Source organism: Streptomyces sp. NPDC101166, assembly GCF_044768125.1.
GTDB lineage: Bacteria > Actinomycetota > Actinomycetes > Streptomycetales > Streptomycetaceae > Streptomyces.
Window position 1 is genome coordinate 28,022 of the sequence record NZ_JBIWPF010000007.1, and the last position, 13,357, is coordinate 41,378.

At 72.0% G+C, this 13,357-nt stretch carries 11 protein-coding genes; 5 read left to right on the forward strand and 6 right to left on the reverse strand.

Annotated features, from left to right (window positions below; all coding sequences use genetic code 11):
• The first annotated feature begins 184 nt into the window (after window positions 1-184).
• Entirely contained in the window at window positions 185-1,096 is a 912-nt protein-coding gene (locus ACIRS4_RS14510; RefSeq protein WP_404194812.1) for an RNA polymerase sigma factor SigF, read from the forward strand.
• Between the two features lie 289 nt (window positions 1,097-1,385).
• Here ACIRS4_RS14510 and ACIRS4_RS14515 read toward each other — a convergent pair whose 3' ends face one another.
• Window positions 1,386-1,583, reverse strand: a complete 198-nt coding sequence (locus ACIRS4_RS14515; RefSeq protein ID WP_130439352.1) for a hypothetical protein — start codon at window positions 1,581-1,583, stop codon at window positions 1,386-1,388.
• A gap of 58 nt (window positions 1,584-1,641) precedes the next feature.
• Window positions 1,642-2,295 (reverse strand): hypothetical protein, encoded by a 654-nt coding sequence (locus ACIRS4_RS14520; protein ID WP_404194815.1) that lies wholly within the window; start codon window positions 2,293-2,295, stop codon window positions 1,642-1,644.
• A gap of 205 nt (window positions 2,296-2,500) precedes the next feature.
• On the opposite strand from ACIRS4_RS14520, the gene ACIRS4_RS14525 reads away from it, so the two are divergent.
• The 4 genes from ACIRS4_RS14525 to ACIRS4_RS14540 all read left to right on the forward strand — a co-directional run bounded on the left by ACIRS4_RS14525 (window position 2,501) and on the right by ACIRS4_RS14540 (window position 7,043).
• Window positions 2,501-3,040, forward strand: a complete 540-nt coding sequence (locus ACIRS4_RS14525; RefSeq protein WP_404194818.1) for a MarR family winged helix-turn-helix transcriptional regulator — start codon at window positions 2,501-2,503, stop codon at window positions 3,038-3,040.
• A gap of 13 nt (window positions 3,041-3,053) precedes the next feature.
• Window positions 3,054-5,591 (forward strand): MFS transporter, encoded by a 2,538-nt coding sequence (locus tag ACIRS4_RS14530; protein WP_404194821.1) that lies wholly within the window; start codon window positions 3,054-3,056, stop codon window positions 5,589-5,591.
• A 111-nt stretch (window positions 5,592-5,702) separates the two neighbouring features.
• Window positions 5,703-6,524: a YceI family protein gene (locus ACIRS4_RS14535; protein ID WP_404194824.1), complete on the forward strand. Its 822-nt coding sequence runs from the start codon at window positions 5,703-5,705 to the stop codon at window positions 6,522-6,524.
• A gap of 48 nt (window positions 6,525-6,572) precedes the next feature.
• Complete coding sequence (locus ACIRS4_RS14540) at window positions 6,573-7,043, forward strand: PPOX class F420-dependent oxidoreductase (RefSeq protein WP_404194826.1); 471 nt, start codon at window positions 6,573-6,575, stop codon at window positions 7,041-7,043.
• A gap of 111 nt (window positions 7,044-7,154) precedes the next feature.
• Here the strand turns inward: ACIRS4_RS14540 and ACIRS4_RS14545 are convergent, their stop codons facing one another.
• The 4 genes from ACIRS4_RS14545 to ACIRS4_RS14560 form a co-directional block, all read right to left on the reverse strand.
• Window positions 7,155-7,916 (reverse strand): TetR/AcrR family transcriptional regulator, encoded by a 762-nt coding sequence (locus ACIRS4_RS14545; protein WP_404194828.1) that lies wholly within the window; start codon window positions 7,914-7,916, stop codon window positions 7,155-7,157.
• Window positions 7,917-8,009: 93 nt separating this feature from the next.
• On the reverse strand, window positions 8,010-9,509 hold the full coding sequence (locus ACIRS4_RS14550; RefSeq protein WP_404194832.1) for an MFS transporter: 1,500 nt from the start codon (window positions 9,507-9,509) through the stop codon (window positions 8,010-8,012).
• A 130-nt stretch (window positions 9,510-9,639) separates the two neighbouring features.
• On the reverse strand, window positions 9,640-11,901 hold the full coding sequence (locus ACIRS4_RS14555; protein ID WP_404194834.1) for an ArnT family glycosyltransferase: 2,262 nt from the start codon (window positions 11,899-11,901) through the stop codon (window positions 9,640-9,642).
• On the reverse strand, window positions 11,898-13,343 hold the full coding sequence (locus tag ACIRS4_RS14560) for a glycosyltransferase (protein ID WP_404194837.1): 1,446 nt from the start codon (window positions 13,341-13,343) through the stop codon (window positions 11,898-11,900). Before ACIRS4_RS14560 ends, ACIRS4_RS14555 begins: the two co-directional genes overlap by 4 nt.
• Window positions 13,344-13,357 lie beyond the last annotated feature (14 nt).

Consider the following 13,357-nt stretch of genomic DNA (forward strand, 5'->3'; position numbering starts at 1 on the left):
CACCCCCTGTTTCCAGGGCTGTTTCGTCACTCAGATGTCGACATGTCACTACAGCGTGTTGCCGACATGTGACATTCTGCGGGAAGAGCGTTTGCCGGGGCTTCGGCTCCGGTATTCAGGTGAAGGCTGACCTTCCTCTCCGGAAGCGTCCGCCGCGACCGTCCCGCGACCCAAAGGGGGTGGCATGTCCGCAGACCAGGGCAGCTCGAAGGTGCTCACGCTCACGCCGAGCGAAATCGCGCCCGCCGAGCCCGTCACGCCGGTCGAGCCCGACGTGCTCGACGACGTCACGGCCCTCGAGGCCGCGCCCGCCCCGGCCCTCCCGGCCACCGGGGCCATCGACACCCGCACCCTGTCCCGCTCCCTGTTCCTGCGGCTCGCCGCCCTGGACGAGAACAGCCCCGAGCGCGCCTACGTCCGGGACACCCTCATCGAGCTCAACCTCCCGCTCGTGCGCTACGCGGCGGCTCGCTTCCGCTCCCGCAACGAGCCGATGGAGGACATCGTCCAGGTCGGCACCATCGGCCTGATCAAGGCGATCGACCGCTTCGACTGCGAGCGCGGCGTCGAGTTCCCGACGTTCGCGATGCCGACGGTCGTCGGTGAGATCAAGCGCTTCTTCCGCGACACCTCGTGGTCGGTGCGCGTGCCGCGCCGGCTCCAGGAGCTGCGCCTGGCCCTCACCAAGGCCAGCGACGAGCTCTCCCAGAAGCTGGACCGCTCGCCCACGGTCGCCGAACTGGCCGCCGTGCTGGGCGTGTCCGAGGAGGACGTCGTCGACGGCCTCGCGGTCGGCAACGCGTACACGGCCTCCTCGCTGGACTCCCCGGCCCCCGAGGACGACGGCGGCGAGGGCTCCCTGGCCGACCGCCTCGGCTACGAGGACACGGCCCTGGAGGGCGTCGAGTACCGCGAGTCGCTGAAGCCGCTGCTGGCCAAGCTCCCGCCGCGCGAGCGCCGCATCATCATGCTGCGCTTCTTCGCGAACATGACGCAGTCGCAGATCGGCGAGGAGGTCGGCATCTCCCAGATGCACGTCTCCCGCCTGCTGACCCGCACGCTTTCCCAGCTGCGCGAGGGTCTGATCTCCGACTAGGGCGTGTTTCAGAAGTCCCGTCGGGCTCCCGCCGGCCGTCCGGCGGATCGGGCCGCAGTCACGGGACGATCACGGCGGCGTGAGGTACGCGCCGGCCAGGTGACATGACATGGCCGCCGGGGCGCCTTTGAGGGCGCGTCGGCGGCCGTCGTCGTGTGTGCGGGGAGGTGCCTGAGGCGGCGTACGGGGCGGCAGCGGGCGAGGGAAGGCCCCGGCCCGCCGGGTGGGCAGGCAGGCGCGCCCGACCGGCGGTGCGGTGCCCGCGGGGTGAAGTGCGGTGCGGCGAGGACTACTTGAGCGCCAGCCAGGCGACCGCCGCGACGATCGCCACCGCCACCACGACACCCACGATCAGACCGATGCGGGGGCCGGCCGGAGCGGGGGCCTGGCGGGAGGACTGGGGCGCGCCCTCGTCGACGAACGCGCGGAACATCTGGGTGCTGCCGGCGGGGTCGTGGTTGCCCTGGGGGCCCTGGGTGTTAGCCATGCCCCGAGACCCTAGCGAAAACGCCGGTGCCGCCCCAAGCGGGCCCCCTTCCCGACGGTCATCCGTCCCGCCTCTCCACGCTGCCCTCGAACTCCCCGCGCAGCCTCCACACCTGCTTCCACCGGGCTTCCCGAACCGCCCCCAGGGCCGGATCCTGTTCGGCCGGACGGTGGGCCAGGCTGACCCCGCATCGCCCGCACAGCGTGTGGTCCCACAGGAAGCCGTCGGACCAGGACACGGTGCCGCCGTCGCCGTCGCACGCCCGGCACGTCGGCTCGCCGGGGCCGTCGAGCGGGACCGAGGAGCGCAGAACCCGCCTGACGACCACGGGGAGCGGTTCGGCCGGGTGGAAGGCGGGGTCGGGGCACAGGGCGATGTGCCCCGACTCCCGCAGCCGGCCACGCCATGACATGTCGCGGGGCGGTCGCCGGCGGCCGAGCGCCTTCTCCGCCCGCCGCCAGGCGGCGTGGGAACGCTCGTCCGCGAGCCAGAGCAGCCGGGCCCGGTGCAGTTCCTCCACCGCCTGCACGAGTGCGGCAGGGGGGTGTTCAGGGTGCCTCGGGATGCCCGCGGCGGTGCAGAGATGGTGATAGGTGGCGCGGAAGCCGTAGGGCGCGAAGGCGACCACGCAGGCGCGGAGATTCGCGTGCCGGACGCGGGGCGTGAGGCTCTCGTCGTGCACGCGTCTTCGGTGGGTGGCGAAGCTGCTCATGGCGTCGAAGCTAACGCCGCCACCGGCGCACCGGGCCGGCGAGCGGATCAGGATTGGCCTGCCCGGCTCCAGCCTGCCCCACCTGCGTGTTTACTGCCGCAATACTTGCCTTTGCCAAGTTTTTGCGGCACCCCTCGCCCATTTATTTGCCTGTAGCAACCAAGCTCTCCTATGGTTGCCCTAAGCAACAAACACGGGAGGTGTGATGGCCGAGCAGACGCAGTACGCGCGCTACCCCCAGTACGCAGAACTCGCGCGTCAGCTCAGCGGCGTAGGGGCCGTGAAGCGGGACCTCGGGCGGATCCTGCCCGCCGACTGCTCCGCGGGCTCCGCGGCGGTGCTGACGCTGCTCGGACGCCACGGCGACCTCCGGATGAGCGCGCTCGCCGAGCTGCTCGCCGTCGACATGTCGGTGACCAGCAGGCACGCCGCACACCTCGCCGAGCGGGGCTGGATCGAACGCTCCCCCGACCCCGCCGACAAGCGCTCCCGCATCCTGCGCCTGACCCCCGAGGGCACCGCGATGCTCCTCGAACTGTCCCGCCGCAGCACCGACCTCCTGGCCGAGCGGCTGAGCGACTGGACCGAGGACGAGGTGGGCCAGCTCATCCTGCTGATGACCCGCCTGCGCGCCAGCTTCGGCGACTGCCGTACGACAGCGCACCGGCCGCCGCCCGCACCGCCCTCGCCCCCTCCCGTTCCCGGGAGCGAACCGACCACCCGTACACCCGCACAAGCGACGTAAGAGAAGGAAGCCCATGGCAACGACCACACCAGCCGGTGTGCGGGCGCACGCGAAGCACGCCGGAGGGCACGGCGACGACGCTCCGATGACGCACCGGCAGATCATGGAGGCCCTGTCGGGCCTGCTGCTCGGGATGTTCGTGGCGATCCTGTCGTCCACGATCGTCTCCAACGCCCTCCCGGAGATCATCGGCGACCTCGGCGGCGGCCAGTCCGCCTACACCTGGGTCGTCACCGCCACGCTGCTGGCGATGACCGCGGCGACCCCCCTGTGGGGCAAGCTCGCAGACCTCTACAACAAGAAGGCGCTCGTCCAGATAGCGCTGGTCATCTATGTGCTCGGCTCGATGGCCGCCGGTCTCTCGCAGAACTCCGGCATGCTGATCGCCTGCCGCGTGGTGCAGGGCGTCGGCGTCGGCGGCCTGTCCGCCCTCGCGCAGATCGTGATGGCCGCGATGATCTCCCCGCGTGAGCGCGGGCGCTACTCCGGCTACCTCGGCGCGACGTTCGCGGTCGCGACCGTCGGCGGCCCGCTGCTCGGCGGCGTCATCACCGACACCAGCTGGCTCGGCTGGCGCTGGTGCTTCTACGTCGGCGTGCCCTTCGCCGTCATCGCGCTGATCGTGCTGCAGAAGACCCTGCACCTGCCGGTCGTGAAGCGGGACGTCAAGGTCGACTGGGCCGGCGCGTTCTTCATCTCGGCGGCCGTCTCGCTGCTGCTGGTCTGGGTCACCTTCGCGGGCGACAAGTACGACTGGCTGTCCTGGCAGACCTACGCGATGGTCGCGGGCTCGGTCGCGCTGACGCTGATCTTCCTGCTCGTGGAGACCAAGGCCAGCGAGCCCATCATCCCGCTGCGGCTGTTCCGCAACCGCACCATCACCCTGTCGTCGATCGCCTCGCTGTTCGTGGGCGTCGCGATGTTCTCCGGCACGGTGTTCTTCGCCCAGTACTTCCAGCTGGCCCGGGACGAGTCCCCCACCATGTCCGGCGTGCTGACGATCCCCATGATCGGCGGTCTGTTCGTCTCCTCGACGGTCTCCGGCCAGCTCATCACCCGCACCGGCAAGTGGAAGGCCTGGCTGGTCAGCGGCGGTGTCCTCATCACGGCCGGCCTCGGCCTCCTGGGCACGATCCGCTACGACACCGACTACTGGAAGACCGCCGTCTTCATGGCGCTGCTGGGTCTCGGCATCGGCATGATGATGCAGAACCTGGTGCTGTCCACGCAGAACCAGGTCGACCCGGGCGACCTCGGCGCCGCCAGCTCGACCGTCACCTTCTTCCGCTCCCTCGGCGGTGCGATGGGCGTCTCGGCGCTGGGCGCCGTCATGGCCCACCGGATCACCGACTACGCCAAGGACGGCATCGCCGACCTCGGTCCCAAGTACGCCTCCCTCGCCTCCGGCTCCAGCTCCACCGGCGAGATCCCGGACATGGACAAGCTGCCCGCGCCGCTGCGCACGGTGATGGAGAGCGCGTACGGCCACGGCATCGCCGACGTCTTCCTGATCGCGTCGGCCCTGGCCCTGCTCGCCTTCCTCATCACGCTGTTCATCAAGGAGGTTCCGTTGCGGACCAAGGGCGCGCTGGCGCAGGCGGCTGCCGGAGCCGCGGAGGAGACCGCCCCCGCGCAGACCGAGACCGCCGTCGAGGCCCCGGCCGGGGCCGTCGCCGAGGAGAAGGTCCCGAGCTGGGCCGTCGCCGACGGCGAGAGCGACGGCACGGCGAACGCCACCGAGCCGATCCCGGCCGTCGCGGCCGCTGCCGACGCCACCGCCGGCACCGGTGCGGGCGTCCCCGTCCACGGTCACGTCCGCGGCGCGGAGAACACTCCCGTCCCCCGGGCCGCCGTCACGCTGATCTCCCTCGCGGGCCGGCAGCTCGGCCGGTCGGTCGCCCAGGCCGACGGCTCCTACGCGCTGGACGCGCCGGGCGCGGGCTCGTACGTCCTGATCGCCTCCGCCGACGGGTTCCAGCCGCAGGCGTCCACCGTCGTGGTGAACGGCGACCCGGTCGCTTACGACATCGTGCTCAGCGGCACCAGCGGACTGCGCGGTGTCGTGCGGGCCGCGGTGACCGGGGAGCCGGTCGAGTCGGCGATGGTGATCGTGACCGATGTGCGCGGGGACCTGCTGGCCACCGGCACCACCGGTGAGCAGGGCGACTTCTCCTTCGCCGAGCTGGTGCCGGGCGCCGTGACCGTCGCGGTGAACGCCGCCGGGTTCCGGCCGCGCGCCCTGCCCGTCGAGATCGGCGTCACCGGGGTGACCCGTACGGAGGTCGTCCTCGACGCCGGGGCGCGGCTCCAGGGCGTCGTGCGGGCGCCGCACGGTCCGCTGGCCGACGCGCGCGTCACCCTCGTCGACGCGGCGGGCAACGTGGCCGGCACGGCGACCACCGGCGAGGACGGGGCGTACGCCTTCACCGACCTCGACGGCGGCGAGTACACGGTCATCGCGACCGGCTACCCGCCGGCGGCCACCTCGCTCACCGTGAGCGGCCCGGGCGTCGACGACCACGACATCGAGCTCGCCCACCCCGGCGAGTAAGGGGTCCGTCCCCTCCGGGGCGGACCAGAACGACCGGAACGAGCAGGACACACGGCCCGTGGCGGGGCGATCCCCCGCCACGGGCCGTGCCTTCAGGAGGAGTTGCCCGAGATGGGACTGACCGCCAGGATCCGCACCAGGGACGGATGGGCCGTGTCGCACGCGATCGTCACGGTGACCGACATGACGGGCACGCAGGTGCTGCGCGCCGAGGCCGACGCCGAGGGCGTCGTACGGGACACGACGGCGCTGGCCCCCGGGGCGTACACGGTGATCGTCACCGCGGTCGGGTACGCGCCCGTCGCCTCCAGCGCCCTCGTCACGGCGAGCGGACGGGCCGAGGTGGGCACGGTGACCCTCGCCCGGCAGGGCGGGGCCGAGCTGCCGCCGCCCGGCCCGTGGACCGTCGACCCGGCGCACTCCACGGTCGGCGCGGTCGCCCAGCACCTGGGGATCTCCAGCGTGCGCGGCCGGTTCACCGACTTCTCGGCGCGAGTGGAGATCGCGCCGCACGACGTCACCGAGTCCCGCGTGGAGGCCGTGATCCGGGCCGCCTCCATCGACACCGGCAACAGCATGCGGGACACCCACCTGCGCTCCGCCGACTTCCTGGACGTGGAGACGTACCCGGAGATCACCTACCGGTCGACCGGGGTGACGGCCGCGGGACCCGACCGCTGGACGGTCCACGGCGACCTCACCCTGCGCGGGATCGTCCGCCCCGTCGACCTCGACCTCGCCTACCTGGGCACCGGCGCCGACCCGTGGGGCGGCACCCGTGCGGCCTTCCGCGCCACGGCCGACCTGGACCGCGAGGACTTCGCCATGAACTACAACCAGATCCTCCAGGCGGGCATCGCGGCCATCGGCACCACACTGAAGGTCGAGCTGGACGTGCAGGCCGTCCAGGGCGCCTCCCTGCCGCAGGCGTAGGACCGACAGGGTCAGTCCCGCGGCCCCCGCTGCGCCTACGCTGACGGCATGGCACCGAACATCGCGACCAACACCTCCGTCACCCTCGACGAGCTGCTGGACTTCGTACGCCCCCGGCACCGCGCGATCCTGCTGACCAGGCGGGCCGACGGAAGCCCTCAGGGGTCGCCGCTGACCTGCGGCGTCGACGACTCGGGCCGGATCGTCGTCTCCACGTACCCGGAGCGGGCCAAGACGCGCAACGCCAAGCGGGACGAGCGGGTGAGCTTGATCGTGCTCAGCGACGACTGGAACGGCCCCTGGGTCCAGATCGACGGCACCGCCGAGGTCCTCGACTCACCGGACTCCGTCGAGCCGCTGGTGGAGTACTTCCGCAACATCTCAGGCGAGCATCCGGACTGGGACGAGTATCGGGCGGCGATGGTCAAGCAGGGCAAGTCGATCATCCGGGTCACCCCGCAGAAGTGGGGCCCGGTCGCCACGGGCGGCTTCCCCGCACGACTGGCCCCGGACCAGTAGCCCCTCCCCGCCCGGCCCTCCCCGACGGACGGAGTCCGACGCAGCGCTCCGAAGCCTGCGCCGCAGGCTTCCCCGCGTGGCTGGGTGTGCGGGAGCAGGGGCGCAGGTCCCTCAGTCCCGGTTCACCATCGCCTCGATGCCCGCCACCAGCAGGTCCAGGGCGAAGGTGAAGTCGCGGTCCAGCATCTCCGCGACCGTGTCGCCCCCTCGGGCCGCCATGATGTCCTTCGACTGCTCCACCAGCTCGGCCGTCTCCGGCGCCCGGGTCACCGATGCCATGGCGTTGTGGAAGTACTCGTCCGCGCTCATGCCCGTGTCCGCCGCCCGGCCGAGGAAGTGGCTCTCGATCGTGCCGTAGCCGTACACGAACTGGAAGACGGCCGAGATCGCGCCGGTGATGCGGTGGGCGGCCAGGCCGGTGCCGCGGACGACCTGCTGGACCGTCCGCGAGAACGCCAGGGAGTTCGGGCCGATGTTCAGGTACCGTCCGGCCAGCGGGGACAGCCAGGGGTGGCGCACCAGCAGCGCGCGGTATCTGGTGGCCAGCGTGCGCAGCTGCCCGCGCCAGTCCTCGCCCACGGCGTCCAGGTCGGGCAGCTCCATCTCGCCGAAGGCCGCGTCCAGGGCGAGTTCGAGGAGGTCGTCCTTGGTGTCGACGTACCAGTAGACCGACATCGCCGTCACGTTCAGCTCGGACGCCAGCCGCCGCATGGAGAACTTGTCCAGCCCTTCGGCGTCCAGCAGCCGCACGGTGGCCTCGATGATGCGGTCCCGGTCCAGCCCGGAGGGCTGCCCGCCGCCGCGACGCCGGTGCGCCTTGCCCTCCAGCCAGACACTGGCCCGCACCGCCTTCCCGGCATCGGCCTTCGTCATGGGCGCAACCTTCCGACGTCCCTGTTCCTGGGGAGAATGCTAGGGCGTGCCGCGAACGCCCCGCCCGACCCGTATCCCCTGGTCCCGCCCCTGTCACTCCGGCGGAGCCACCCGCTCCGCCCGGCGCAGCAGGGCCGCCGCGACCAGACCGCCGAGGAGGACGGCGACCGCCCCGACCAACTGGCTGGTCTCCAGCCCGGAGGCGAACGCGTCGGCGATCCGCTCCCGCTCACTCGCTCCGTCGGCCGCGGCCAGCGCCGCCGGCAGCGACGCTGCGGACACCGCGACCAGGGACGCGAAGCGGGAGTTGAGCACGGCGCCCAGGACCGCGACGCCGAGCCCGTTGCCGAACTCGGCGAGCGTGCCGTTGATCCCCGCCCCCACGCCCGCCTTCTCCGGCGGGATCGCGCTCATGATGGCGTTGGCCATGGCCGGCATCGAGAGCGCCACGCCCGCGCCCATGACGACCAGCCCGAGCAACGTCCCGCCGTACCCGTGCCCGCCGAGCAGCGCGATCGCCGCCAGCCCGGCCGACACCAGCGTCATCCCGAGCGCGATGGCTCCTGGGGCGCCGGCCCTCAGCACCAGCTTCGCCCCGACGCCGGTGAAGTTGAGGACGACGACCGTCAGCGCCAGCGGCGCGGTCCGCAGCCCGGCGTCCAGCGGCTCGTAGCCCAGCACGAACTGCAGGTGCTGGGTGAGCAGGAACAGGGAGCCCGTCATGCCGAACGCCACCAGGATCGCGCCCGCGACCGCGCCCACGAACCTCTGGTCGCGGAAGAAGTGCATGTCCAGCATCGGGTGCTCGGTGCGCAGCTCCCACAGCACGAAGAGGCCCAGCACCGCCACGCCGGCCGCGGCCGGGATCAGCACCCGCGCCGAGGTCCAGCCGTGCTCGGGGCCGGTGATGATGGCGTACACGACGGCTGTCATACCGACGGTCGACAGCACTGCGCCGACCAGGTCGGGCCGGTCGCCGGCCTTGTGCCTGGACTCGGGTACGAGCGCGGCGACCGCGGCCAGGCCGAGCAGGGCGACCGGGATGTTGATCAGGAAGATCGCGCCCCACCAGAAGTGGTTCAGCATCACCCCGCCGATCAGCGGCCCGGCCGCGAACCCGAGCGAACTGACCGTCGACCACAGCGCGATGGCCTTCACCCGCTCCCGGTCGTCGAAGATCTGCACGACGACGGCGAGGGTCGTGGTCATCAGCAGCGCGCCGCCGACGCCCATGCCCGCGCGGGCCGCGATCAGCTGGGCCGGGCTCTGCGACAGCCCGGCCGCCAGCGAGCCCAGGCCGAAGACGGCGAGGCCCGACATCAGCATCAGCTTGCGGCCGTAGCGGTCGGCGGCGTTGCCCGCCGTGAGCAGCAGACCGGACTGCACCAGGGAGTAGGCGTTCATCATCCACTGGACGTCGGCGGTGGTCGCGTCCATCTCGCGGGTGAGCGAGGGGATCGCCACGTTCAGGATCGTGTTGTCGAGCAGCACGGTGAGCTGCGCGAGGCAGATGACGCCGAGGATCAGCCAGCGTTGGGGGTGACCGCCCGGCGCCGTCTCGGGCGGGGCGGTTTCCTGGGGGGACGTCGTCATGCTGTACACCGTAGAACGACTCTCGTACGGTGTACAACGAGGTTTTCGGGCACGGAAGCTCGGGCACGGCGAAGGGCGGTGGCAAGCGGCCACCGCCCTTCGCCGTGTCGTGCGCGTTTCCCTCGGAGCGTCAGCCGCTCGCCTTCTGCGTCAGGTCGTAGAAGGTGGCCGAACCCACCGTGACCTGCTTGAAGTTGACCTGCACCCATGCGGTGATCTGCGCGGACGTGCCGTTGCCGTCGCCGCTGCCGCGCATACCGCCGCCGGAGCCGCCCGAGATGAAGTAGTGGATCTTCCCGTCGGTCACGTACTGCTTGAACTGGGCCAGCGTCGGGGACGGGTCGGTGCCGTTGAAGCCGCCGATCGCCATGACGGGGTCGCCGGTGGCGAGCTGGTAACTCGCGGCGTTCTGGGCGCCAATGGCCGCCGCGGCCCAGGTGTAGTCGCCCGAGTCGGTCTCCAGCAGCTTCTTCGCCTCGTCGGAGACGCTGGCGCCGTTGATCAGACCGCCCATGCCGCCACCGCCACCCATGCGGCCGCCCGTGCCGTTCTGCTGGTTCTGCCGGCCGTTCTGCGAACCGTTCTGCTGGTTCTGCTGGTTCTGCTGGCCGGGCGTTCCGCCGCCGAAGCCGCCGCCGGGGAAGCCGTTGCCGTTCTGCTGCCCCTGCTGCCCCTGCTGCCCCTGCTGCCCCTGCTGACCGTTCTGCTGCCCCTGCTGGTTCTGGCCGTTCTGGCCCCCGCCCGGGAAGCCGCCCATCCCGCGACCGCCGGGGAAGCCCCCGCCGCCCGGGCCGCCGCGACCGCCCGCGACCGCCGGGCCGGCGGTGACGATCGAGCCGGTGTGACCCTCGTTCACCGTGGTCAGCGTGTACGCCGTCGGCCCCGCCAGCGCGGCGACGACACTGAGGCCGGCGACGCCCAGGGCCAGCCCGCGCCCCAGCCTGCTGACGAAGATCAGGCCGAGCGCCGCGGTCAGGCCGCCCACCAGCACGAGCCACTTCAGCCAGGGCAGGTAGTCGGAGGAGCGGTTGAGGAGGACGTACCCCCACACCGCGGTGGCCGTCGTCGCGCCGGCCAGGGTCAGCGACGCCCACGCCCTGCCCCGCAGCTCCCAGAGCGTGACCGCGCCCATGCCGATCAGCGGCGCGATGTAGGGGGCGAGGGCGACGGTGTAGTACTCGTGGAAGATCCCCTGCATGTAGCTGAAGACCACCATGGTGATCAGCAGCGCGCCGCCCCACACCAGGAACGAACCGCGGGTGACGGACGTCCGCCGGGCCCTCGCCGTGGCCACCAGACCCGCGACCAGCAGGATGAGCGCGGCCGGGATCAGCCAGGAGATCTGGCCGCCGATGCTGGAGCCGAACAACCGGTCCCAGCCGGTCTCGCCCCAGTTGCCGCCGCCGTTGCCTCCGCCGCCACCGCCGCCGACGCTGCCGGTCTCCTCGCCGTTGAGGCGGCCGAGACCGTTGTAGCCGAAGGTCAGCTCCAGGAACGAGTTGTTCTGGGAGCCGCCGATGTACGGGCGGGAGGAGGCGGGCCACAGCTCGACGATCGCGACCCACCAGCCGCCGGAGAGGACCAGCGCGCCGGTAGCGGCGGCCAGCTGTCCGAACCGCTTCCTCACGCTCACCGGCGCGCAGACCGCGTACACGATCGCCAGCGGCGGCAGGATGAGGAAGGCCTGCAGGGTCTTGGCGAGGAACGCGAAGCCGATCGCGGCTCCGGCCCACATCAGCCACTTCGTCCGGCCGTCCTCCAGGGCGCGGATCACGAAGGAGCAGGCCACGGCCATCAGCAGGGCGAGCATCGCGTCCGGGTTGTTGAACCGGAACATCAGCGCGGCGACGGGGGTGAGCGCGAGCACGGCGCCCGCGATCAGGCCGGCCGCGGCGCTGAACCGGCGGCGCACCGCCGCGTACACCACGGCGACCGTGCCGACGCCCATGAGGACCTCGGGGGCCAGGATCGCCCAGGAGCTCAGGCCGAAGACCCTCACGGACAGCGCCATCGGCCACAGGGACGCCGGCGGCTTGTCGACGGTGATGGCGTTCGCCGCGTCCAGGGAGCCGAAGAAGAAGGCCTTCCAGGACTGGCTGCCGGCCTGGACGGCCGCGGAGTAGAACGAGTTGGCGTAACCGGAGGCACTGAGGCCGTAGAGATAGAGGACGAGGGTGGCGGCCAGCAGGCCGAGGAAGGCGGGGCGGGCCCAGCGGGGGTCCTCCGGGCGGCCGCGCCACAGCCTGCGCACGAAGGGCTGCTTCGGCTCACCCGACTCGGGGGCCGGGGCGAGCGGTTCGCGTCCGGCGTCCGAGGGGTTCTCCCCCGCGGGCGTCTCCGGCGGACTCCAGGCGGTCGTCGCGGACGTGGTCGGGTCGAGGTGCGTGGTCATCGGGCGTCCCCCGGGTCGGTGTCGTGGGGGCGCACAGGCTGCAGCCGCACGGTGGCGTCGTCGGCGTCTTTCCAGGTGCCGGCCGCGGATTCTCCGGCGCGGAACCGGGAGGCGGGGTCGTACGGGCCCCGCGGGCCGTGCTGGTCGTACGGGCCGTCGTGCCGGCCGGGGGAGGCGGCCGGCGTCGGCTGTGCGTCGTCCCCCCGCCGGTCGGCGAACACCCACGCGCGGAAGAGCAGGAAGCGCAGGACCGTCGCCGCGAGGTTGGCGGCGACGAGGACCGCCAGTTCGGTGGCGTGAGCGGGGTCGGAGGTCGCCGCGTTCAGGGCCAGGAGCGAACCGCTGGTCAGCGCGAGGCCGATGCCGAAGACGACCAGCCCCTGCGCCTGGTGGCGGACCGCCCCGCCGGGGCCGCGCACCCCGAAGGTGAGCCGGCGGTTGGCGGCCGTGTTGGCGATCGCCGACACCAGCAGGGCGAGCGCGTTCGCGCTCTGGGAGCCGGCGAACAGCCGGAAGCCGCTGTAGAGCAGCAGGTAGAACAGTGTGGAGAGGCCGCCGACGACGCAGAAGCCGACGAGCTGGCGGGCCAGGCCCTTGGGTACGTCCATGATGTCGCGGTCGCGGGGGTCGTCGCCGAACGGCCTGGTCAGCCGGTCCAGGGGAAGCGAACCGGAGGCCAGGGCCTTCCCTACGCGCCATACCCCCTTCAGGTCGTCGGTCGCCGTCTTGACGATGTGCACCGTGGAGTCCGGGTCGTCGACCCAGTCGACCGGCACCTCGTGGATACGCAGGCCGGCCCGCTCGGCGAGCACCAGCATCTCAGTGTCGAAGAACCAGCCGGTGTCTTCCACCAGGGGGAGCAGAATCCGGGCGACGTCACGGCGGATCGCCTTGAAGCCGCACTGGGCGTCGGAGAAGCGGGCCTGGAGGGAGCCGCGCAGGATCAGGTTGTAGGAGCGGGAGATGAACTCCCGCTTCGCGCCGCGCACGACGCGTGAGCTGCGGGACAGCCGGGAGCCGATCGCCAGGTCGGAGTGGCCGGAGATGAGCGGCGCCACCAGCGGCAGCAGCGCGTTGAGGTCGGTGGACAGGTCGACGTCCATGTACGCGAGGATCGGGGCGTCCGAGGCGGACCAGACGGTCCGCAGCGCACGGCCGCGGCCCTTCTGCGCCAGCCGGAAGGACCTCACCTCGGGGATCCGCGTCTCCAGCAGCCGCGCCACGTCGGGCGTGGCGTCCGTGGACGCGTTGTCCGCGATCGTGATGCGGAAGGAGTAGGGGAACGTCCGCGTCAGGTGGTCGTGCAGTCTCCGGACGCACGGCTGGAGGTCCTTCTCCTCGTTGTAGACGGGGATCACTACGTCCAGGACAGGCGTACCGGCGGTGGCGGCCGGGAGGTGCTCCCGCGCCGGCAGGGTGCCGGGAGAAGAGTCGGTTCGCATGAGGACGACTTTCG